At 67.2% G+C, this 19,094-nt stretch carries 20 protein-coding genes and 1 riboswitch; of the genes, 11 read left to right on the top strand and 9 right to left on the bottom strand.

From position 1 onward, the window contains the following. Positions 1-3: 3 nt before the first annotated feature. From ACQ66H_RS01795 to ACQ66H_RS01820, 6 genes are all read left to right on the top strand, one after another. Positions 4-1,266, top strand: a complete 1,263-nt coding sequence (locus tag ACQ66H_RS01795) for a THUMP domain-containing class I SAM-dependent RNA methyltransferase (protein WP_430432567.1) — start codon at positions 4-6, stop codon at positions 1,264-1,266. 40 nt (positions 1,267-1,306) lie between these two features. Next, positions 1,307-1,678 carry a hypothetical protein gene (locus tag ACQ66H_RS01800; protein ID WP_430432568.1) on the top strand — a complete coding sequence of 124 codons (372 nt, stop codon included), beginning with the start codon at positions 1,307-1,309 and terminating at the stop codon, positions 1,676-1,678. 171 nt (positions 1,679-1,849) lie between these two features. Then, positions 1,850-2,233, top strand: a complete 384-nt coding sequence (locus ACQ66H_RS01805) for a c-type cytochrome (protein ID WP_304001546.1) — start codon at positions 1,850-1,852, stop codon at positions 2,231-2,233. Positions 2,234-2,263: 30 nt separating this feature from the next. Next, a riboswitch (SAM riboswitch) is annotated at positions 2,264-2,342 on the top strand. An 85-nt stretch (positions 2,343-2,427) separates the two neighbouring features. Further along, a complete protein-coding gene (gene metH / locus ACQ66H_RS01810) occupies positions 2,428-6,111 on the top strand; it encodes a methionine synthase (protein ID WP_430432569.1) in 3,684 nt (1,227 codons plus the stop codon). Positions 6,112-6,235: 124 nt separating this feature from the next. Continuing rightward, the gene (locus ACQ66H_RS01815) at positions 6,236-7,510 is read left to right on the top strand and encodes a mechanosensitive ion channel family protein (protein ID WP_430432570.1); all 1,275 of its coding nucleotides are present in this window, start codon (positions 6,236-6,238) and stop codon (positions 7,508-7,510) included. A 71-nt stretch (positions 7,511-7,581) separates the two neighbouring features. Then, positions 7,582-8,091 (top strand): GNAT family N-acetyltransferase, encoded by a 510-nt coding sequence (locus ACQ66H_RS01820; RefSeq protein ID WP_430432571.1) that lies wholly within the window; start codon positions 7,582-7,584, stop codon positions 8,089-8,091. 320 nt (positions 8,092-8,411) lie between these two features. Here ACQ66H_RS01820 and ACQ66H_RS01825 read toward each other — a convergent pair whose 3' ends face one another. The 6 genes from ACQ66H_RS01825 to ACQ66H_RS01850 all read right to left on the bottom strand — a co-directional run bounded on the left by ACQ66H_RS01825 (position 8,412) and on the right by ACQ66H_RS01850 (position 12,292). After that, positions 8,412-9,035: a 3'-5' exonuclease gene (locus ACQ66H_RS01825; RefSeq protein WP_430432572.1), complete on the bottom strand. Its 624-nt coding sequence runs from the start codon at positions 9,033-9,035 to the stop codon at positions 8,412-8,414. After that, the gene (gene arsC, locus ACQ66H_RS01830; RefSeq protein WP_430432573.1) at positions 9,032-9,391 is read right to left on the bottom strand and encodes an arsenate reductase (glutaredoxin); all 360 of its coding nucleotides are present in this window, start codon (positions 9,389-9,391) and stop codon (positions 9,032-9,034) included. Before arsC ends, ACQ66H_RS01825 begins: the two co-directional genes overlap by 4 nt. Positions 9,392-9,466: 75 nt before the next feature. Then, positions 9,467-9,874, bottom strand: coding sequence for a cupin domain-containing protein (locus tag ACQ66H_RS01835; protein ID WP_430432574.1), 408 nt, complete (start codon positions 9,872-9,874; stop codon positions 9,467-9,469). Next, positions 9,871-10,323, bottom strand: a complete 453-nt coding sequence (locus tag ACQ66H_RS01840) for a carboxymuconolactone decarboxylase family protein (protein ID WP_430432575.1) — start codon at positions 10,321-10,323, stop codon at positions 9,871-9,873. Before ACQ66H_RS01840 ends, ACQ66H_RS01835 begins: the two co-directional genes overlap by 4 nt. 87 nt (positions 10,324-10,410) lie before the next feature. Further along, positions 10,411-11,280 carry an RNA polymerase sigma-70 factor gene (locus ACQ66H_RS01845; RefSeq protein ID WP_430432576.1) on the bottom strand — a complete coding sequence of 290 codons (870 nt, stop codon included), beginning with the start codon at positions 11,278-11,280 and terminating at the stop codon, positions 10,411-10,413. Positions 11,281-11,392: 112 nt separating this feature from the next. Then, positions 11,393-12,292, bottom strand: coding sequence for a LysR substrate-binding domain-containing protein (locus ACQ66H_RS01850; RefSeq protein ID WP_430432577.1), 900 nt, complete (start codon positions 12,290-12,292; stop codon positions 11,393-11,395). Between the two features lie 116 nt (positions 12,293-12,408). Here ACQ66H_RS01850 and ACQ66H_RS01855 point away from each other — a divergent pair, with 116 nt between their 5' ends. From ACQ66H_RS01855 to ACQ66H_RS01865, 3 genes are all read left to right on the top strand, one after another. Then, entirely contained in the window at positions 12,409-13,197 is a 789-nt protein-coding gene (locus ACQ66H_RS01855) for an SDR family NAD(P)-dependent oxidoreductase (protein ID WP_430432578.1), read from the top strand. 95 nt (positions 13,198-13,292) lie between these two features. After that, the gene (locus tag ACQ66H_RS01860) at positions 13,293-14,300 is read left to right on the top strand and encodes an extracellular catalytic domain type 1 short-chain-length polyhydroxyalkanoate depolymerase (protein ID WP_430432579.1); all 1,008 of its coding nucleotides are present in this window, start codon (positions 13,293-13,295) and stop codon (positions 14,298-14,300) included. Between the two features lie 122 nt (positions 14,301-14,422). Beyond that, positions 14,423-14,875, top strand: coding sequence for a PRC-barrel domain-containing protein (locus ACQ66H_RS01865; protein WP_430432580.1), 453 nt, complete (start codon positions 14,423-14,425; stop codon positions 14,873-14,875). 85 nt (positions 14,876-14,960) lie between these two features. Here the strand turns inward: ACQ66H_RS01865 and ACQ66H_RS01870 are convergent, their stop codons facing one another. The 3 genes from ACQ66H_RS01870 to ACQ66H_RS01880 form a co-directional block, all read right to left on the bottom strand. Further along, positions 14,961-15,476: a metal-dependent hydrolase gene (locus ACQ66H_RS01870; protein ID WP_430432581.1), complete on the bottom strand. Its 516-nt coding sequence runs from the start codon at positions 15,474-15,476 to the stop codon at positions 14,961-14,963. Positions 15,477-15,577: 101 nt separating this feature from the next. Further along, positions 15,578-16,201 carry an isochorismate family cysteine hydrolase YcaC gene (gene ycaC, locus ACQ66H_RS01875; protein WP_020163107.1) on the bottom strand — a complete coding sequence of 208 codons (624 nt, stop codon included), beginning with the start codon at positions 16,199-16,201 and terminating at the stop codon, positions 15,578-15,580. 373 nt (positions 16,202-16,574) lie between these two features. Beyond that, entirely contained in the window at positions 16,575-17,444 is an 870-nt protein-coding gene (locus tag ACQ66H_RS01880) for a pirin family protein (protein ID WP_430432582.1), read from the bottom strand. A 147-nt stretch (positions 17,445-17,591) separates the two neighbouring features. On the opposite strand from ACQ66H_RS01880, the gene ACQ66H_RS01885 reads away from it, so the two are divergent. Further along, complete coding sequence (locus tag ACQ66H_RS01885; RefSeq protein WP_304001678.1) at positions 17,592-18,494, top strand: LysR family transcriptional regulator; 903 nt, start codon at positions 17,592-17,594, stop codon at positions 18,492-18,494. 102 nt (positions 18,495-18,596) lie between these two features. Further along, entirely contained in the window at positions 18,597-19,058 is a 462-nt protein-coding gene (locus tag ACQ66H_RS01890; RefSeq protein WP_430432583.1) for a TerB family tellurite resistance protein, read from the top strand. Positions 19,059-19,094 lie beyond the last annotated feature (36 nt).

Consider the following 19,094-nt stretch of genomic DNA (forward strand, 5'->3'; position numbering starts at 1 on the left):
ACCATGAACACTCCGAATTCTCCGAAGCCCGGCGTGCGCGCCGTCCGTCGCGTCGTGCGCGAAGAGCCTGAGCTGCAGTCGGGCCAGCATTTTTTCTCGCCCTGTCCGCGCGGCCTCGAACCGGTGCTGGCCGACGAGCTGACGCGGCTCGGTGCGGCCGACGTCAAAGTCGTGCCGGGCGGCGTCGGCTTCACCGGCGACTGGAAGCTGGCCTACACCGTCAACCTGGAAAGCCGCATCGCCACCCGCGTGCTGTGGCGTGTCGGCCAGGGGCCGTACCGTAAGGAAGACGACATCTTCAAGCTGGCCTACGGCCTGCCCTGGGAGCGCTGGTTCAGCCCGAAACGCACGCTGCGCGTCTACACGACCGCGGTGCGCTCGCCGCTGAAGAGCGTCGATTTCGTGACGCTGCGGGTGAAGGACGCGATCTGCGACCGCATGCGCGAACAGACCCGGCAGCGGCCCAGCATCGACACCGCCAATCCGGACGTGCGCGCCCACGTCTTCCTGACCGACCGCGAAGCCACGCTCTACCTCGATACCTCGGGCGAGCCGCTGTACAAGCGCGGCTTCAAGGTGGCCGCGGTGGAAGCGCCGATCAAGGAAAACCTCGCCGCCGGCATCATCATGCTGTCCGGCTGGGACAGGGTGGAGCCCTTCTTCGACCCGATGTGCGGCAGCGGCACCTTCCTGATCGAAGCGGCGCAGATGGCGCTCGACATCGCGCCCGGCCTCGGCCGCAGCTTCGCCTTCGAAAAGCTGACGCCGTTCAGCGCCGCGGTATGGACGACCATCCGTGACGCCGCCGCCGCGCGCGCCCAGCCGCCGCGCGAGCTGCCCATCTTCGGCTCCGACATTTCCGGCCGCGAGCTGGCGCGCACCAAGGAGAACCTGCAGGCGGCCAAGCTGCCCTGGGTGGTGAAGGTCGAGGGCGCCGACCTGCTGGACCGCGATCCGCCGGCCGACCACGGCGTCATGGTGACCAACCCGCCCTACGGCGTGCGGCTGGAAGACAAACCGGCGCTGGACGCCTTCTACCCGAAGCTGGGCGACCTGCTGAAGCAGCGCTACGCCGGCTGGCGCTGCCATTTCATCACCGCCGACCCGGACTTCCCCAAGCTGATCAAGCTGAAGGCGAGCCGGCGCACGCCGCTGTTCAATGGCGCGCTCGAATGCCGGCTGTTCGAGTACCGCATGGTCGAGGGCAGCCTGCGCACGCGCCGCGCCGGCACCGACGACGAACCGGGCAGCGCCGGGTCGGTCTGACCGGCAGGCGGCGCGTTTGCGCCGATCCGGAGGAGAAGCCATGAAACGCATGCTGTGCGCGCTGCTCGGTGCGCTCACACTGTCTGCCGGCGCGCATGCCGGACAGGAGCCGGCGAACACGCAGGACTGGATCGTCGCCGGCCGGCTCGGCCTGATGCAGTTCATCGTCGTGCCCGAAGCGTCGGCGCGCGACCGCGCCTACTACAACCGCGTGATCGAACAGAGCTGCGACAAGGAAGAAACCTGCTTCCTGCGCTTCTTCACCAACGGCAGCGGTGCCGTCCCGGCTGTGCCGCTGCCGGACGCCATCCTGGCCGAGCCGACCGCGATGTTCCAGCGCTCGATCAAGCAGGCGCGCGAACAGTTCCAGTGGAGCTGCCGGCTCGGGCTGGCCGAGGCGAACTGCTTCTGACCGAGTCGGTCTTTCGCGTGCGAAGCGATAGTTTTTGCGCCGCAGCACGCCCTTGATGCACGTCAATCCCCTATCCATCGTGGGGGATTAGCGTGGCGACATGAGATGCCGCAACGGTTTCACGAGAACCGTCACGGCACCGGATGCCTACATTCATCAGGGAGAAAGACCATGAACACCTTCCGTTACGCAGTTGCAGCAGGCGCCTTGTCGCTCGCGCTCGGCAGCAGCCCGGCGATGGCCGATCCGTCCAAGGATGCCGCCATGCTGAAGCTCGCCGCCAGCAGTGGCTGCACCGTCTGTCACAGCGTCGAGCCGTCAAACAAGGCGGACAAGCCGGTCGGCCCGCCGTGGCGCGACGTCGCCGCGCGCTACTACGGCATCAAGGACGCGCAGAAGCAGCTGGTGCAGACGGTGATGAAGGGCTCCAACCCCTACGACAGCCACTGGAAGGGCAAGGCTGCGGGTCTGGCGATGCCGCCCAATGCGGTGGCGATCAACGAAGCCGACGCCAGCAAGCTGGTCGGCTGGATCCTGTCGATGGACGTCCGCTGAAACTTGACTTGAACCCCGCACCCCCTTAAGGTGCGGGTCCGCGCCGATTTGAGCCTCCAGCTTGCGGGCGCGTTATAAATGCCGCTAAAGCGAGCTGCCCACGACCCGTCAGCACGCTTTCCGCGTCCGGCGGGTTTTTCGTTTCTGTCCCCTGCCTTTCGATGATCACGGGTCGCCGCTCCACGGAGAGACCGATGATTCGTCCAGACTGCACCGAACAGCTCAAGGCCCTGATGGCCCGCCGCATCCTGATCCTGGATGGCGCGATGGGCACCATGGTGCAGAAGCACCGGCTGGTCGAGGCCGACTACCGCGGCACGCGCTTCGCCGATCACCCGAAGGACCTCAAGGGCAACAACGATCTGCTGCTGCTGACGCGGCCGGACGTGATCCGCGGCATTCACGCGGCCTACCTCGAGGCCGGCGCGGACATCATCGAAACCAATACCTTCAACGCGACGGTGATTTCGCAGGCGGAATACGGCCTGGAAGCCATCGTGCGCGAGCTGAACGTCGAAGGTGCGCGCATCGCGCGCGAGGCGTGCGACGAGTACACCGCAAAGAACCCGGACAAGCCGCGCTTCGTCGCTGGCGTTCTCGGCCCGACCTCGCGCACCTGTTCGCTGTCGCCGGACGTGAACGATCCGGGCTTCCGCAACGTGAGTTTCGACCAGCTGGTCGATGACTACGTCGCCGCCGCGCGCGGCCTGACCGAAGGCGGCGCCGACCTGCTGCTGATCGAGACGGTGTTCGACACGCTGAACGCGAAGGCGGCGGTGTTCGCGGTCGAGAAGTTCTTCGACGAGGTCGGCCGCCGCTGGCCGGTCATGATTTCCGGCACCATCACCGACGCCTCCGGCCGCACGCTGTCCGGCCAGACCGCCGAGGCGTTCTGGAATTCGCTGCGCCACGCCAATCCGATCTCCTTCGGCTTCAACTGCGCGCTCGGTCCGAAGGACATGCGCCAGCACGTCGAGGAACTGGCGCATCTGGCCGATACCCACGTGTCCGCCCACCCGAACGCCGGCCTGCCGAACGCCTTCGGCGAGTACGACGAAACGCCGGCCGACATGGTGAATCACCTGCGCGAATGGGCGCAGTCCGGCTTCCTGAACATCGTCGGCGGCTGTTGCGGCACCACGCCCGACCACATCCGCGCCTTCGCCGAGGCGATGGAAGGCATGCCGCCGCGTGCAGTGCCGGAGATCGAGCGCAAGCTGCGCCTGTCCGGGCTGGAAGCGTTCAATGTCGGCGCCGACTCGCTGTTCGTGAACGTGGGCGAGCGTACCAACGTGACCGGCTCGCGCGCCTTCGCGAAAATGATTCTGGAATCGCGCTTCGACGACGCGCTGGCGGTGGCCCGCCAGCAGGTCGAGAACGGCGCCCAGGTCATCGACATCAATATGGACGAGGCGATGCTGGATTCGGTCGCCGCGATGGAGCGCTTCCTCAAGCTCATCGCCTCCGAGCCGGACATTTCGCGCGTGCCCATCATGCTCGACTCGTCGAAGTGGAGCGTGATCGAAGCCGGCCTGAAGTGCATCCAGGGCAAGGGCGTCATCAACTCGATCTCGATGAAGGAAGGCGAGGCCGAATTCCTGCGCCAGGCGAAGCTCGCACGCCGCTACGGCGCGGCGGTCATCGTGATGGCTTTCGACGAGAAGGGCCAGGCCGACACCTATCAGCGCAAGACGGAAATCTGCCAGCGCGCCTACACGCTGCTGACCGAACAGGTGGGCTTCCCGCCGGAAGACATCATCTTCGATCCGAACATCTTCGCCATCGCCACCGGCATCGCCGAGCACGACAACTACGCGGTCGATTACATCGAAGCGGTGGGCTGGATACACAAGAATCTGCCGTACGCGAAGACTTCGGGCGGCGTGTCCAACGTGAGCTTCTCCTTCCGCGGCAACGACCCGGTGCGCGAGGCCATCCACACGGTGTTCCTGTACCACGCGATCCGCAACGGCCTGTCGATGGGCATCGTGAACGCCGGCCAGCTCGGCGTGTACGAAGACATCCCGCAGCCGCTGCGCGACAAGGTCGAGGACGTGGTGCTGAACCGCCACCCCGGTGCCGGCGACGCGCTGGTCGAGTTCGCGATCACGGTGAAGGGACAGGCCAAGGAATCGACGCAGGATCTGGCCTGGCGCGAATGGCCGGTCGAGAAACGACTCGAGCACGCGCTGGTCAAGGGCATCACCGAATTCGTCGTCGAGGACACCGAAGAGGTGCGCGCGCGGCTGGAAGCCGAAGGCAAGCCGCCGCTGGCGGTGATCGAAGGCCCGCTGATGGCCGGCATGAACCATGTCGGCGACCTGTTCGGCGCCGGCAAGATGTTCCTGCCGCAGGTGGTGAAATCGGCGCGCGTGATGAAGCAGGCGGTGGCGCATCTGCAGCCCTATATCGAGGCGTCGAAGAAGGTCGGCGAAACCAAGGGCCGCGTCGTCATGGCGACGGTGAAGGGCGACGTGCACGACATCGGCAAGAACATCGTCGGCGTGGTGCTCGGCTGCAACGGCTACGACGTGATCGATCTCGGCGTCATGGTTTCGTGCGACCGCATCCTGCAGACCGCACGCGAGCATAAGGCCGACATCATCGGCCTGTCGGGCCTGATCACGCCGTCGCTGGAAGAGATGAGCCACGTCGCGTCGGAAATGACGCGCGAGGGCTTCGACATTCCGCTGCTGATCGGCGGCGCCACCACATCGCGTGCGCACACCGCGATCAAGATCGCGCCGAATTACGCATCTCCGGTGGTGTATGTGCCGGACGCCTCGCGCGCCGTCGGCGTCGCCACCAGCCTGCTGTCGAAGGATCAGCGCGCGGCCTATGCCGAAGAAGTGGCGGCCGACTACGCGAAGATCCGCGAACAGCATGCGGCCAAGAAGGGCCAGAAGCTGGTGTCGCTGAACGACGCGCGCGACAACGCCTACTGCTGCGGCTGGGGCAGCGAGGTGATCCCCGAGCGGCCGCAGAAGATCGGCCGTCAGGTGATCGAGGACCAGGACCTGTCGGTGCTGGTCAACTACATCGACTGGGGTCCGTTCTTCCAGACCTGGGAACTGTCGGGCCCGTACCCGGCCATCCTCGACGACGAGATCGTCGGCGAGGAGGCGCGCAAGCTGCTCGCCGATGCGCAGGCCATGCTGCAGCAGGTGATAGCCGGCAAGTGGCTCACCGCGCGCGCCGTGTATGGCATCTGGCCGGCCAACAGCCGCGGTGACGACATCGAGTTCTATTCCGACGAAACGCGCCTGAACACCGCGATGACCTGGCACAACCTGCGTCAGCAGCACGAGCGCCCGGCCGGCAAGCCGCACTACTGCCTGTCGGATTTCGTTGCGCCTCGTGCCAGTGGCGTGGCCGACTGGGCCGGTGCTTTCGTGGTGACTGCCGGCATCGGCATCGAGACGAAGCTGGCCGAGTTCGAGAAGACGCACGACGACTACAGCAGCATCATGCTGAAGGCGCTGGCCGACCGTCTGGCCGAAGCCTTCGCCGAGTACCTGCACGCAAAGGTGCGGCGCGAGGACTGGGGCTATGCGCGCGAAGAACAGCTCGACAATGCAGCGCTGATCGCCGAGAAGTACCGCGGCATCCGCCCGGCGCCGGGTTATCCGGCCTGCCCGGACCACACCGAGAAGGGCGACCTGTTCCGCCTGCTCGACGCGGAAGCCGCGATCGGCGTGTCGCTGACCGAGAGCTACGCCATGCTGCCGACGGCGGCGGTGAGCGGCTTCTACCTCGCCCACCCGGACGCGCAGTACTTCGCGATCACCAAGGTCGGTGCCGATCAGGTGGCCGATCTGGCCGCGCGCAAGGGTATGCCCGAGCCCATCATGAAGCGCTGGCTGGCGCCGGTGATCTGACGCGGGCGGGGCCAGCCCCCGCCTTGCGGAACCCCTGCCGTGGGCGGCTGTCGGTCCAGCATGCCGACAGAGCCGGCGCGCCTTCGCGGCGCCGCCGCCATCGGCCATTCACAGGGAGACAACAATGACGAGCTACCTCGAGCTCATGGAGGCCTTCGACCATTACCCGCCGGAGCTGCGCGCGCTGATCGGCATCGCGCTGATCGCGCTGCTGGCCTGGGTGGCCAACTGGGTGGTCAAGAAGGTACTGCTGCGCCTCCTGTCGCGCGCGCTGCGCATGCTGCCGGTGGCCGAGGGGCAGACGGCGTTCGATGATACGGTCGTGCGCCGTCTGTCGAACATTGTGCCCGCGCTGATCGTGCACAACGGAATCGCGCTGCTGCCCGATATGCCGCCGACCGCGGTCACCGTGGTGCAGAACGTCGCCGGCGCCTTCATGGTGCTCACCGTCGCGCTCGCGATCGGTGCGCTGCTCAGCTGGCTGAACGCGCTGTACGAGCGGCGGCCCGGTGCCCACCTGAAGCCGATCAAGGGCTATATCCAGGTGGTGAAAATATTGCTGTACGCGGTCGCCGCCATCCTGATGGTGGCAGCGCTGATCGACCGCTCGCCGCTCATCCTGCTGTCCGGTCTCGGTGCGATGGCCGCGGTGCTGATGCTGGTGTTCCAGGACACGCTGCTGTCGCTGGTGGCCAGCGTGCAGATTTCGTCGAACGACATCGTGCGCGTCGGCGACTGGGTCGAAATGCCTCAGCTCAATGCCGACGGCGACGTGATCGATATCGCGCTGCACACGGTGAAGGTGCAGAACTGGGACAAGACCATCACCACGATCCCGACCAAGCGCTTCATCACCGACCCGTTCAAGAACTGGCGGGGCATGAAGGAAGCTGGCGGTCGTCGCATCAAGCGCAGCCTGCTGCTCGACCAGCAGAGCGTGCGCTTCCTGTCCGACGAGGAGCGACGCGGGCTGACACGCTTTGCGCTGCTCGAAGACTACCTCGGTGAGAAGCAGCGCGAGATCGACGACTGGAACCGTCAGCTCGAAGCGCGCGGCAAGGCGCCGGTCAATCACCGCCGCATCACCAATATCGGTTGCTTCCGCGCCTACGTGGAGCGCTTCCTGCGCGCGCATCCGGGCATACACCGCGACATGACGCTGCTGGTGCGTCAGCTCGCACCGACGCCGGACGGCCTGCCGCTGGAGATCTACTGCTTCACCCATACGACCATGTGGGCTGAGTACGAAGGCATACAGTCCGACATCTTCGACCACCTGCTGGCCATCCTGCCGGAGTTCGGCCTGCGCGTAAGCCAGCATCCGATCGGTGTGGATCTGCGCGAGATCGGTCGCGGTCTTGCTGCGGGACACCGGTCAGAGCTGCGCGCCGCGTCGTGAGACGGCGCGCGGGTGTCACAACGCCGTCAGGTGCCGACGCGCATTTCACTTTCTGAGGCTTTGCAGTACCGATGCATCCGATCATCCGCCCCATGCGCGCCGACGATGTCAACGCCGTACTCGCGCTGCAGGCAATCGCCTATGCCGATGCGGCCTTCGTACCGGAGGGCGCTGCCGTCTATCTGAACCGCATGAGCCTGGCGCCGGATCTTTGCCTGGTCGCGCAGTCAGCGGCCGGCGATCTGCTCGGCTATCTGGTTTCGCATCCGTGGCATGACGGCAAGCCACCGGCGCTGAACACCCAACTTTCTGCGCTGCCGGTGCCGGCGACGCGCTGGTATCTGCATGACTGCGCGGTGGCCGCGTCGGTCCGCGGCAGCGGCGTGGCGGCCGCGCTGTACGAGGCGGCGCACGATGCGGCGGTATGCCGCGGACTTCGCTGTGCCGCCCTGGTGGCGGTCGGCGATGCCGCCGGCTACTGGGCGCAGCGCGGCTACCGACCGGCGCTTGGGACTGTGCCTGTGCAGGCGCTTGCAAGCTATGGCGAAGGCGCCTGCTACATGACCCGCGTGCTCGACTGAGGCGCAACGCAGACAAGCTTCTCGGGTTTCTGTCGGAGCGGTCTTCCGGCCCCGACAGTGACCAGTGCCGGAGCCTGCGGTCCGCCGAGGCCGCATCGCGACCGGAGGTCGCTCCCACAAAAAGCACTTCCTGAAAAGGCGGTCGGAGCCGGGGTCCTGTGGGAGCGAGCTTGCTCGCGATTGCGGCATGGATCGAAGCCGGCGGCCCGCCAACGCCGCATCGCGACCGGAGGTCGCTCCCACCAAAAGCACGTCCGCCCCGTCGATGGAGCCGGGGTCAGGGTTCCTGCGTGCGTCCCTTTGACCGCGACAAGACGCGCTCAGCGCCCAGGCAGCAGCGCCTGTCTTTCCTGCGGCGTCAGCGTGAGCGCGAGGTATACGCGCAGCGCCGCGTACGCATCGTTGGCGGCATAGAGCTTCTGCGCATCGCTCAGGCGGGGCAGCGACCAGTTGGTGGTGGTCACCGATTTCGACTTGCGGAAATTGCGGTCCAGCACCAGGCCGACGGCGGCACGTGCGCCCAGCGAGTTGTTGTAGCCCCGACGGCGGAACAGGTGATCGAGGTCGAGCACCGACTGCAGCGTGGCGCCGAGTTTCGCGTGGATCTGGCTGCGGTCGGCGCTGAGGCCGAAGCCGATCTTCAGCACCGCCGGATCCTCCAGCAGCAGGGACGCCGCATCGCGACTGGCGCTGTCGTGCATCTGGAACAGGAAGGCGCGGTCGGCCAGCGCGAACTGCACGAGGTGCGGCCCGCTGCTCACTTCACCTGGCTTGAAGGTGGGCTTGGATTCGGTGTCGAAGCCGGCTTCGCCGGCTGCGCGGATCTCAGCGACCGCGGCAGCGACGGCGTCCTTCGTGTCGGGAATGACGATGTCTTTTAGCGTCAGTCCTTCGAACGGCTGCATCAGATCGGTTTCGGCCTTGCCCGGCCCGGTCTTTCTCATCGCGCGGGCAGGATGTCGAGCACCCGTTCCGGCGGTCGGCACAGCCGTGCGCCGCGCGGGGTGACCACGATGGGGCGGTTCAGCAGCACCGGGTGTTCGGCCATCGCAGCGATCAGCGCGTCGTCGTCCAGCGTCGGGTCGTCGAGGCCCAGTTCGCCGTACAGCGCTTCCTTGCTGCGCATCAGCTCGCGCACCGGCACGCCGCAGGCGGCGACCAGCGCACGCAGCGCCGCGGTCGACAGCGGGGTTTTCAGGTATTCGACGATCTGGGGCTCGAAGCCGCGTTCGCGTATCAGTTCGAGCGCGCCGCGCGAATTGCTGCATTTCGGGTTGTGATAGACGGTGATGACGCTCATGAGACCTGCCGTGATGTCGGAGCGTCGGGACGATAGCAGACTGCGTTCCGCGGCGCGCCGCGGAACGGCGGTCGCTCAGTTCGCCGGCAGCACCACCGGCACGCCCTGCTTCTTCACCATGAACACGGCGAAACGGGCGGGCGCCGTGCTGCTCAGGTTGCGCGCCTGCGTGTGGATGTCGTCCGGCTTTTCCTCGAACACGTCGCCCGGCTTGAGCCGGCGCTCGGGGCCGCCCGCCACCTGCATCAGCACTTCGCCCTCCAGCATGTAGACGAATGCATGCGCCCGGTGGCGGTGCGCCGGGCTGGCTTCGCCCGGCGCCAGCGTGACGACCAGCAGCACGCCTTCGTCCAGACCCGGCTGCAGCGGCTGGCTCAGGCGCTGCACGACACCGCCGCCGTGACCGGCTTCGTGCGCGAGAGCAGGCGGCGCGATGAACGCCAGCGACAGCAGCGCGGTGAACAGCGGCGCGCGGCGCATCATGATGCCCTCCGCTCGATCGGTTGCTGCATCGATACGGCGATGCGGTTCCAGGCGTTGATGGTGGCGACGGCGAAGGTCAGTTCGGCGATCTGTGCGTCGCTGAAGTGCTGCTTCAGCGCGTCGAACTGCGCGTCTTCAGGGGCGCCGTCGCCGATGCGGGTCAGCGTTTCCGCCCAGTCCAGCGCGGCGCGCTCGGCGTCGCTGAAGAAGCGGCATTCGCGCCAGCCGGCGACGACGTCCATGCGCTGGGCATCCTCGCCCAGCCCACGCAGCGCGGTGGCGTGCATGTCGAGGCAGAAGGCGCAACCATTCATCTGCGACACGCGCAGATAGACCAGCTCGACCAGCTTCTTGTCGAGCGCGCCACGGCCGATCTGGTCGGACAGGGCGTACAGGGTTTTGTAGGCTTCCGGCGCGAGGCGGAAGTAGGGCAGTCGCAGGCCGTGCATGAGAGCTTCTCCATGTGAGGGCGCAACGGAATCGATGCGCTCATGGACAAGACGACGACCGGCCGCCCGGTGTGACAGCCGCCTGTATCAGTCGATGCGGAAGCTGCCCAGCTTGTCCGGATTGAGCACGCCGTATAGGGCGCGCACGCGTTCGCCGTCGGTCACGATGGACAGCGTCGAGTGCAGCACGCCGTTGCGGAAGCGCAGGATGGCCGGTTCGCCGTTGACCACGCCTTCGCGCCATTCGAGGGCGATGTCCCGATTGCGTGCAACGGCGTAGTAGAGCCAGGCGATGCGCGAAGCGCCGTACAGCGGCTTGAGCGTGGCCCAGGTCTTGCCACCGCCGTCGGATACGGCGATCGCATCGTCCGCCAGCAGGCTTTCGATGTCGTCGCGCTTGCCCGACTGGGCGGCGGCCATGAAGCGGCGCAGCACGCGCAGATGGGCTTCGCGGTCAACGGTGAATCGCGGCTGCTGCTCGCCCACCCGCGTCTTCGCGCGATGCACCAGCTGGCGGCAGGCCGCCTCGCTCTTGTCCAGCGCCTGTGCGACCTCGGGGTAGTCGTAGTCGAACACTTCGCGCAGCAGGAAGGCGGCGCGCTCGTCCGGGCTCAGGCGTTCGAGTACCGCGATGAAGGCGAACGACAGGTCGTCGGCCCGCTCCAGCCGCGATTCCGGCGTGATCAGGTCGTGTTCGGCCAGCGGTTCCGGCAGCCAGGGGCCGACGTAGTGCTGCGCTTCGGCCTTGCGCGCGCGCAGCCGGTCGATGCTGAGCCGGGTCACCGCGGTGACCAGCCAGGCTTCGGCGGAGCGCAGGTCTGCAGGGGCGGACTCGTGCCAGCGCAGCCAGGCGTCCTGCAATACGTCGTCGGCGTCGGCGCGCGAGCCGAGCATGCGGTAGGCGATGCCGGTCAGTCGCCGGCGGTGCTGGTCGAAGGTGTGGGTGCTCAAGGTCATGTGCAGGCGCCAGAGAGGAGTGGATACGCGTCGAAGACGCGCCCGCATCCGTCTTTGTGACAGCGCGGCCAAGCGAAGTCGGGGAAATTGTCCGCCCGTCGCACCGTCGCCTTCAATCCCCGCCCGGCGCCGGCCAGCTTTCGGCGAGGAAGTCGATGAAGCAGGCGATGCGCGCGGCCAGCGTGGTGTTGCGGTAATACACGGCATGCACCGGCTGGAAGCTCGGCACGCGCAGCGGTGCGAGCAGCTCGACCAGCCGGCCGCTGCGCCGGTCGTCCTCGGTCATGAAGTCCGACAGGCAGGCGATGCCTTCGCCGGCGAGCGCGAGCTGGCGCACCGTTTCGCCGCTGGACGCGGACAGCGACGGGCGGATCGCGCAGCCTTCACCGTCCGCCGTGCGCAGCGGCCAGGTGTTCAGATGGGCCGGCGCAGTGAAGCCGATCAGCCGGTGCGCGGCGAGCGCCGCCGCGTCGGCCGGTTCGCCGTGGACGGCCAGATAGGCCGGCGAGGCCAGCAGTCGCAGCATCGAGCGGCCGAGCAGACGCGCGTGCAGTGTCGAATCCGGCAGCGTGCCGATGCGCAGCGCAACGTCGGTGCGCTGCTCGATCAGGTCGGTGATGCGGTCGTTGCTGTGCAGCTCCAGTTCGATGTCCGGGTAGCGCGCGCGAAACGCGCCGACGCGCGGCACCAGCACATGCAATACGAAGGGCGAGGCGGCGTCCACGCGCAGCCGCCCGGCCGGGCGCTGGCGGCGGATGGCCATGCATTCCTCCGCCTCGGCCAGCGCGGCGACGATGCGCCGCGCGTGGTCGGCGAACAGCCGGCCCTCTTCGGTCAGGTCGATGCGTCGCGTCGTGCGCACGAGCAGCGTGCTGTCGAGCCTGCGTTCCAGCCGTGCCAGCGCACGGCTGACGCCGGACACCGTCTGCCCCAGCTGTTCTGCGGCCGCGGTCAGCGAGCCGCCATCGATCACCGCCAGATAGGCCAGAAGGTCTTCGGTGCGCGTCGTCATGGGCGTGGTCCGGTCGATATTTGACTCGTGGTCAACAATCAATTGTTTTTCTAGTGGTTAGTGAAATGATAAGGCGGCAGCACACTTGCAGGCACATCAACTGCAAGGAGCTGCACATGGAACTCGAACTGAAGGGCAGGCGCGCCCTGGTCACCGCGTCGTCGAATGGCATCGGGCTGGAAATCGCCCGTGCGCTGGCGGCCGAAGGCGCGCAGGTGGTGATCAACGGGCGCAGCGCGGCCAGCGTGGAGGCGGGCGTCGCCAGCATCCGCGCCAGTCATCCGCAGGCCGACCTGCTACCGCTGGTGGCCGACAATGGCACGGCGGAGGGGTGTGCCGCCACGCTGGACGCGCTGCCCGAGGTCAACATCCTGGTGAACAACCTCGGCATCTACGAGGCGGTCGGCTTTTTCGACGAGAGCGACGCCGACTGGCAGCGTCTGTTCGAGGTGAACATCCTGAGCGGTGTGCGGCTGGCCCGGCACTACCTCGCCGGCATGCTGGCCCGCGGCGACGGGCGCGTGGTGTTCATATCGAGTGAATCCGGCATCAGCCCGGCGCCCGAAATGGCGCACTACAGCGCGACCAAGACCATGCAGTTGGGCCTGTCGCGTTCGCTGGCGGAACTGACGCAGGGTACGCGGGTGACGGTGAACGCGGTGTTGCCCGGACCGACGCGCACCGAAAGCGTCGAGAAATTCATCCATGACCTGTTTCCCGATCTGCCACCGGCCGAGGCGCAACGCCGCTTCATGGCCGAAAACCGGCCGTCGTCGCTGATCGCGCGGCTGATCGACCCGGCGGAAATTGGCGCCGTCGTCGCCTTCATCGCCAGCGCCCGCGCCGCGGTGATCAATGGCGCCGCGATCCGCGCGGAAGGCGGGCTGGTGCGCACGGCCTTCTGACCGGCTGTGCGCCGAAGGCGTGCCGAGCCTGTCGATGACGTCGTGATCCGTTGGCGCGCGCAGGGCTGTCGCACAAGGCACCGCATAATGGACCGATGAAAAAACGCACACGCAAGTCGGTCTGGGCCCGCAGTCTCGAACGCAGCCTGGTCGCTATCACCCGCAGCGCAATGAAGACAGGCGCGCGTGCGGTGGGCCGGGCGATGAAGCCGGTGGTCAGCCGGCGCACACCACCGCCGGGCGACGGGGCGTGGGTGCTCGGCATTGCCACCGGTGTCGCCGGTGCGCGCCGCTTCAGGCTCTATCGACCGCCCGGTGTCGCGATCGGCGAGCGCCTGCCGCTGATGGTGATGCTGCACGGCTGCGGTCAGGACGCGAACGCCTTCGCCCGCAGCACGCGCATGAACCGGGTGGCGATGCGCGAGCGCTTCCTCGTGCTCTACCCGGAGCAGGACAGGCTGGCCAACGCGCAGGGGTGCTGGAACTGGTTCGACGCCACCGCCGGCCGCGCCAGTGGCGAAGCGGCGCTGATCATGAAAATGATCGACCAGGTGTGCCTGCTGCACCCGGCCGACCCCGGGCGGGTGGCTATCGCCGGACTGTCGGCCGGCGCCAGCATGGCGGCCCTGCTGGTGACCCGTCACCCCGACCGCTTCCGCGCCGTGGCGATGCACTCGGGTGTGCCGCCGGGCACCGCCCACTCCACGCTGTCGGCACTCGGTGCGATGCACGGCCGTCGCGCCACGCAACCTCTGGCGGCGACCCCGCTGACGGTGGAAAGCGGCTGGCCCCCGCTGCTGGTGATCCATGGTGACGCCGATCCGGTGGTGGCCCTGCAGAACGCCCAAGCCGCCGCGCAGCAATGGGCCGACGCTGCGGGCGCCCGCGTACGGCCGTCACGCGACGTGCAGCGCGGTCAGCGGTACGCGATGACGGTGACCGATTTCCGCCGCGCCGGCCGCATCGTGTCCAGGCTGGTCGAGGTCCATGGGCTGGCGCACGCATGGAGCGGCGGTGCCGCACAACTGCCCAGCAGCGACCCGCGCGGGCCCGATGCCTCACGCATGGTCTGGGCATTCGCGGCCGCGCAGTTCCGGACCTGAGCGGTGGCTGCGTGGGCTGCCGAACAGACCGCGTTGTCGCGGGCGTCCAGTCTGCTGCAGGAGGACGCAGGTACGCGGCGGGTTCCGCTGCGACGACTGCACACCTTCGACAGGAGATGACCATGAACTATGAAGATCGCGACGCCTACGGCATATACAAGCCGGCACGAAACAACGGAGCAGGACCGGATGCGCACACCGGCCCCGGGCCCCATCTGATGGGGGCTGACACCCTCATCGGCAACGAGGTCTACAACAAGCAGTCGGAAGAACTCGGAGACATCAAGGAAATCATGCTGGACATGCGCACCGGCCACGTGAGCTATGCGGTGATGTCCTTCGGCGGCTTTCTGGGCATGGGCGAGAAGCTGTTCGCGGTCCCCTGGGACGCGCTGAAGCTGGACACCGAGAACAAGCGTTTCGTGCTCGACGTGAACAAGGAGCGTCTCGAAAGCGCACCGGGCTTCGACAAGAACCACTGGCCCGATATGGCCGACGTCGCCTGGGAGAAGGGCATTCACGCCTACTACGGCACCCGGCCTTACGGTCAGGCGGACTCGTCGTCTATCGTCTGATCGTGCGGACCCTGCCGGCACCTGCGGCGTGATTCACGCACGTGCCGGCGGGACCTCCGTCCGGCGGTGCGCCTCGCGCACCGGTTCAGACCTTGGCCGGGACGCCGCTGCGCTGGCGGCGGCGAAAGGTGATCACTGCACCGACGCAGATCGCCAGTTCAAGCGCGAACGACCAGTGCAGGAAGAAGTTGAGCCACCAGGGCTTGTACAGCGCGGGCACAGTGAACAGCGCGAACGGGCGGTCGGCGAAGGGCGCGAACCACCAGATGTCGCCGACCACGCTGTCCAGCACCATGTGCAGCAGACCGCCCGCGGCAAAGAGACCGAGCACGACGGCGCCGGCGCTCGATGGCCTCACCTGTCGCCATAGCAGCGCAAGCAGCAGCAGCGACAGCCACAGGACAGGCCAGTGGCTGATGTACTTGTGATGGTGGGTTTGCCGCGCATCGACCAGGTAGAACCAAAGCATGTCGAAGTCCGGTGCGAGACCGCCGATCACGCCGGCCGCCACGGCGAGGCTTGCCCGGACGGGCAGCGAACGCGCACGCTCGACGAAATGCGTGGCAAGAAGATAGCCCGATGGGGCATGGGCGATGAACATGGGCGGCGAGTATCGGGCGAGTCAGGGCGTGCCGATGATATCGCCGGACATGACGATGGCAGGTCATCCTTCCGGACGACCCGCCTTCATTCCTTCGGGCTTCAGCCCTTCAGCGCGTTGTAGCTGGTGATCAGGTTGCGGTAGTCCGGGATGTGGTTGGACAGCAGCGTGGCCAGGCCTTCAACGTCGTTGCGCCAGTCGCGGTGCAGTTCGCACGCCACGCCGAACCAGTTGATCAGCTGCGCGCCGGCCTGCGACATGCGGTCCCAGGCCGAATGGCGGGCGATGTCGTTGAAGGTGCCGGAGGCGTCGGTCACGACGAACACGTCGAACCCTTCTTCGATCGCCGACAGGGCCGGGAAGGCGACGCACACTTCGGTCACCACGCCGGCGATGATGAGCTGCTTGCGGCCGGTGGCCTTGATCGCCTTGACGAAGTCCTCGTTGTCCCAGGCATTGATCTGGCCGGGGCGGGCGACGTAGGGCGCGTCCGGGAACAGTTCCTTCAGCTCCGGCATCAGCGGGCCGTTCGGGCCCTGTTCGAAGCTGGTGGTCAGGATGGTGGGCAGCTTGAAGTACTTGGCCAGATCGGCGGTGGCCAGCACGTTGTTGCGGAATTTGTCCGGATCGATGTCGCGCACCAGCGACAGCAGGCCTGCCTGGTGGTCCACCAGCAGCATCACGGCGTCGTCCTTGTTCAGCTTCTTGTAGGTCTTCGTGGTCATGGCAATTCTCCTTGCAGTTGAGGTTGGGTGCCGGGTGGGTGGCTTTGGCCTTTGTGGCGCCCGGCGGAGTGGTCCCTGCGCGCCCCGGTGCGCGCAGGGGGTGAAACGGATCAGGTGGTCGCGGCTTCGAAACGCCCGCGAGGTCGTCCGAATCGCGCTTTCTTACGGTGCGCGGCAATCAGCATGCTCGCAGGGCAAGGCGCGCCGACGCTGACGGACTGGCTGTCCGTCGAGGAGGTGCAACGCAGCCATGCGAGCATGCTGATCGCCGCCCAACGGGTTGACCGTGAGCCCCCTGCGCTCTGCGTTGTACTTCTTGCAGAGACAGCCAGTCTCAGCGGCGGCGTACGCCTTGATCGCACGGGGCTCACGATCAACGCACCGCAAGAAAGCGCGATTCGGACGACCTGAAGTCGTCGATCGCCTCGCGGATTTCGTCCTTCGTGTTCATCACGAAGGGGCCGTAGCCGGCGATCGGTTCGTCTATCGGTTCGCCGGCCAGCAGCAGCACGGTGGCGTCGGTTTCGGCGGCGATCGAGAAACGGCTGCCTTCGCGATGGTAGAGCGCCATCTGCGCCTCGCGCACCGGCTGGCTGCCGTTGGCGTGGATCAGACCGTGCAGTACCACCAGCGCCAGCGTATGGCCCTCCGGCACCGTCAGTTCGAGGTCGGCACCGGCCTTCAGCTTCAGGTCCCACACATCGACCGGCGTGAAGGTGCGGGCCGGCCCACTGCGCCCAGCGTATTCGCCGGCGATGACGCGCAGATGTCCGGCGCCGCCCGGCAGGTTGACCACCGGAATATCCTTCTTCGCCAGGTGCTGGTAGCCGGGGGCGGCACGCTTGTCGCGCGCCGGCAGGTTCACCCACAGCTGAACCATTTCCAGCGGGCCGCCGCGGCGGGTGAAGTCCGGCGAATGGAATTCCTCGTGGATGATGCCGGCACCGGCGGTCATCCACTGCACGTCGCCCGGGCCGATCACGCCGCCGGCGCCGGTCGAGTCCTGGTGGGCGACTTCGCCCTCATAGACGATGGTGACCGTTTCGAAGCCGCGGTGCGGGTGGCGGCCGACGCCGCGCGGCGTGTCCGACGGCTCGAAGTTCGCCGGGCCGGCATAGTCCAGCAGCAGGAAGGGGCTGACGTGGCGGCCCATCGAATCGTAGGAAAACAGCGAACGCACCGGAAAACCGTCGCCAACCCAGTGCTGGCGAGGGGCGCTGTACAGACCTGCAATCTTTTTCATGGCGTTTCTCCTGTTCGTTCGCACCGTTCCGTCTGAACCGTGCTGCGTTGAGGTGAATACTAGATTCGGGACAATCGACGCACTAGACGGCAAAATCGCTATTCAGTGTTCTATTGATGGAACGATGGGGGCGGTGTGGCAACTGAGATGCAGGACCTGAACGACCTCTACTACTTTGCCCGCGTGGTCGAGCACGGCGGCTTTGCGCCGGCGGCGCGCGCGCTCGACATGCACAAGTCCAAGCTCAGCCGGCGCATCGCGCTGCTGGAAGACAGTCTCGGGGTGCGCCTGATCCAGCGCTCGACGCGCCGCTTCGCGGTCACCGAGATCGGCCAGGCTTATTACGGCCACTGCGTCGCCATGCTGGTCGAAGCCGAGGCGGCGCAGGAGGCGGTCGAGCGCACGCGCGCCGAGCCGCAGGGCATCGTACGGCTGGCCTGTCCGACCGCGCTGCTCGAATACCAGGTGGCCGACATGCTGAGCCGCTACATGGCGGCCTGCCCGCGCGTGCAGATCCATCTGGAGAGCACCAACCGGCGCGTGGATGTGATCCGCGAAGGTTTCGACCTGGCGATCCGCGTGCGCTTTCCGCCGCTGGAGGACACCGACCTTGTGATGAAGGTACTGGGCGACAGCCTGCAACGCCTGGTCGCTCACCCGGACCTGATCGCGCCGCTGGGCGAGGTGCGCGTGCCGGCCGATCTCGCGACGCTGCCCAGCGTGGCCTGGGGGCCGGCGCAGCGCGACCACGCGTGGATGCTGGAAGGCCCGGACGGGGCCAGCGCGCAGGTGCGCCACGCGCCGCGGCTGGTGACCGACGATCTGGCCGCCCTGCGCAGCGCGGCGCTGCACGGCGTCGGCGTCGCCCAGCTGCCGACCATGATGGTGCGCGACGACCTCGCCAGCGGCCGTCTGATCGACGTGCTGCCGCACTGGGCGCCACGCTGCGGCATCGCCCACGTCGTGTTCCCGTCGCGCCGCGGCCTGCTGCCGGCCGTGCGCGGGCTGGTCGATCATCTGGCGCGCGAGTTTGCGCAACTGCCGGCGTGATCGTCGGTGGCTCGCTGCGGCATGGGCGGGAACATGCCGCACCGATGCACACTCTGCACAACACGGCCGGCGATCTGCGTCGGCCCGAACGAGGATGAATGGATGTTCCGTACCCTGAAAGAGCTGTTCGACAGTTTCGCCGCGCCGGCGGTCGATCCGGTCGCAACCGAACACCAGCTGCAGCTGGCCACCGCCGTGCTGCTGGTCGAAGTGATGCGCGCCGACCCGGACATCGGCGACGACGAGCGTGCCGCCGCGATGCAGGCGCTGCGCGACAAGTTCGCGCTCGCCGACGACGAGATCGAACGGCTGATCGAACTGGCCACCACCGCGGCGGCCGAGGCCTACGACTACCAGCGCTTCACCGGCCAGCTGAACCGCGCCTTCGACGCCGCACGCAAGCTGCGCGTGATCGAACTGATGTGGCAGGTCGCCTATGCCGACGGTCATCTGCATGCGCACGAGGCACACGTGATGAAGAAGGTCGCCGACCTGCTCTACATTCCGCACGCCGACTACATTACCGCCAAGCTGGCGGCGCGCGACGGCGTCGGTGCGCGCTGACGGCCGGCTGCGCGCACACCGGCAGCCGCCGCGTTG

Origin of the sequence: Methyloversatilis sp. (assembly GCF_965284615.1) — a bacterium.
Classification (GTDB): Bacteria; Pseudomonadota; Gammaproteobacteria; order Burkholderiales; family Rhodocyclaceae; genus Methyloversatilis.

What these genes read in the sequence shown, in the direction of transcription:
- ACQ66H_RS01865 (WP_430432580.1), top strand. Translation starts at nt 14,423, where the DNA reads ATGAACTATGAAGATCGCGACGCCTACGGCATATACAAGCCGGCACGA.
- arsC (WP_430432573.1), bottom strand. Translation starts at nt 9,391, where the DNA reads ATGAGCGTCATCACCGTCTATCACAACCCGAAATGCAGCAATTCGCGC.
- ACQ66H_RS01815 (WP_430432570.1), top strand. Translation starts at nt 6,236, where the DNA reads ATGACGAGCTACCTCGAGCTCATGGAGGCCTTCGACCATTACCCGCCG.
- ACQ66H_RS01850 (WP_430432577.1), bottom strand. Translation starts at nt 12,292, where the DNA reads ATGACGACGCGCACCGAAGACCTTCTGGCCTATCTGGCGGTGATCGAT.
- ACQ66H_RS01805 (WP_304001546.1), top strand. Translation starts at nt 1,850, where the DNA reads ATGAACACCTTCCGTTACGCAGTTGCAGCAGGCGCCTTGTCGCTCGCG.
- ACQ66H_RS01845 (WP_430432576.1), bottom strand. Translation starts at nt 11,280, where the DNA reads ATGACCTTGAGCACCCACACCTTCGACCAGCACCGCCGGCGACTGACC.
- ACQ66H_RS01800 (WP_430432568.1), top strand. Translation starts at nt 1,307, where the DNA reads ATGAAACGCATGCTGTGCGCGCTGCTCGGTGCGCTCACACTGTCTGCC.
- ACQ66H_RS01880 (WP_430432582.1), bottom strand. Translation starts at nt 17,444, where the DNA reads ATGAAAAAGATTGCAGGTCTGTACAGCGCCCCTCGCCAGCACTGGGTT.
- ACQ66H_RS01825 (WP_430432572.1), bottom strand. Translation starts at nt 9,035, where the DNA reads ATGAGAAAGACCGGGCCGGGCAAGGCCGAAACCGATCTGATGCAGCCG.
- ACQ66H_RS01835 (WP_430432574.1), bottom strand. Translation starts at nt 9,874, where the DNA reads ATGATGCGCCGCGCGCCGCTGTTCACCGCGCTGCTGTCGCTGGCGTTC.
- ACQ66H_RS01795 (WP_430432567.1), top strand. Translation starts at nt 4, where the DNA reads ATGAACACTCCGAATTCTCCGAAGCCCGGCGTGCGCGCCGTCCGTCGC.
- ACQ66H_RS01855 (WP_430432578.1), top strand. Translation starts at nt 12,409, where the DNA reads ATGGAACTCGAACTGAAGGGCAGGCGCGCCCTGGTCACCGCGTCGTCG.
- metH (WP_430432569.1), top strand. Translation starts at nt 2,428, where the DNA reads ATGATTCGTCCAGACTGCACCGAACAGCTCAAGGCCCTGATGGCCCGC.
- ycaC (WP_020163107.1), bottom strand. Translation starts at nt 16,201, where the DNA reads ATGACCACGAAGACCTACAAGAAGCTGAACAAGGACGACGCCGTGATG.
- ACQ66H_RS01870 (WP_430432581.1), bottom strand. Translation starts at nt 15,476, where the DNA reads ATGTTCATCGCCCATGCCCCATCGGGCTATCTTCTTGCCACGCATTTC.
- ACQ66H_RS01885 (WP_304001678.1), top strand. Translation starts at nt 17,592, where the DNA reads ATGCAGGACCTGAACGACCTCTACTACTTTGCCCGCGTGGTCGAGCAC.
- ACQ66H_RS01890 (WP_430432583.1), top strand. Translation starts at nt 18,597, where the DNA reads ATGTTCCGTACCCTGAAAGAGCTGTTCGACAGTTTCGCCGCGCCGGCG.
- ACQ66H_RS01860 (WP_430432579.1), top strand. Translation starts at nt 13,293, where the DNA reads ATGAAAAAACGCACACGCAAGTCGGTCTGGGCCCGCAGTCTCGAACGC.
- ACQ66H_RS01820 (WP_430432571.1), top strand. Translation starts at nt 7,582, where the DNA reads ATGCATCCGATCATCCGCCCCATGCGCGCCGACGATGTCAACGCCGTA.
- ACQ66H_RS01840 (WP_430432575.1), bottom strand. Translation starts at nt 10,323, where the DNA reads ATGCACGGCCTGCGACTGCCCTACTTCCGCCTCGCGCCGGAAGCCTAC.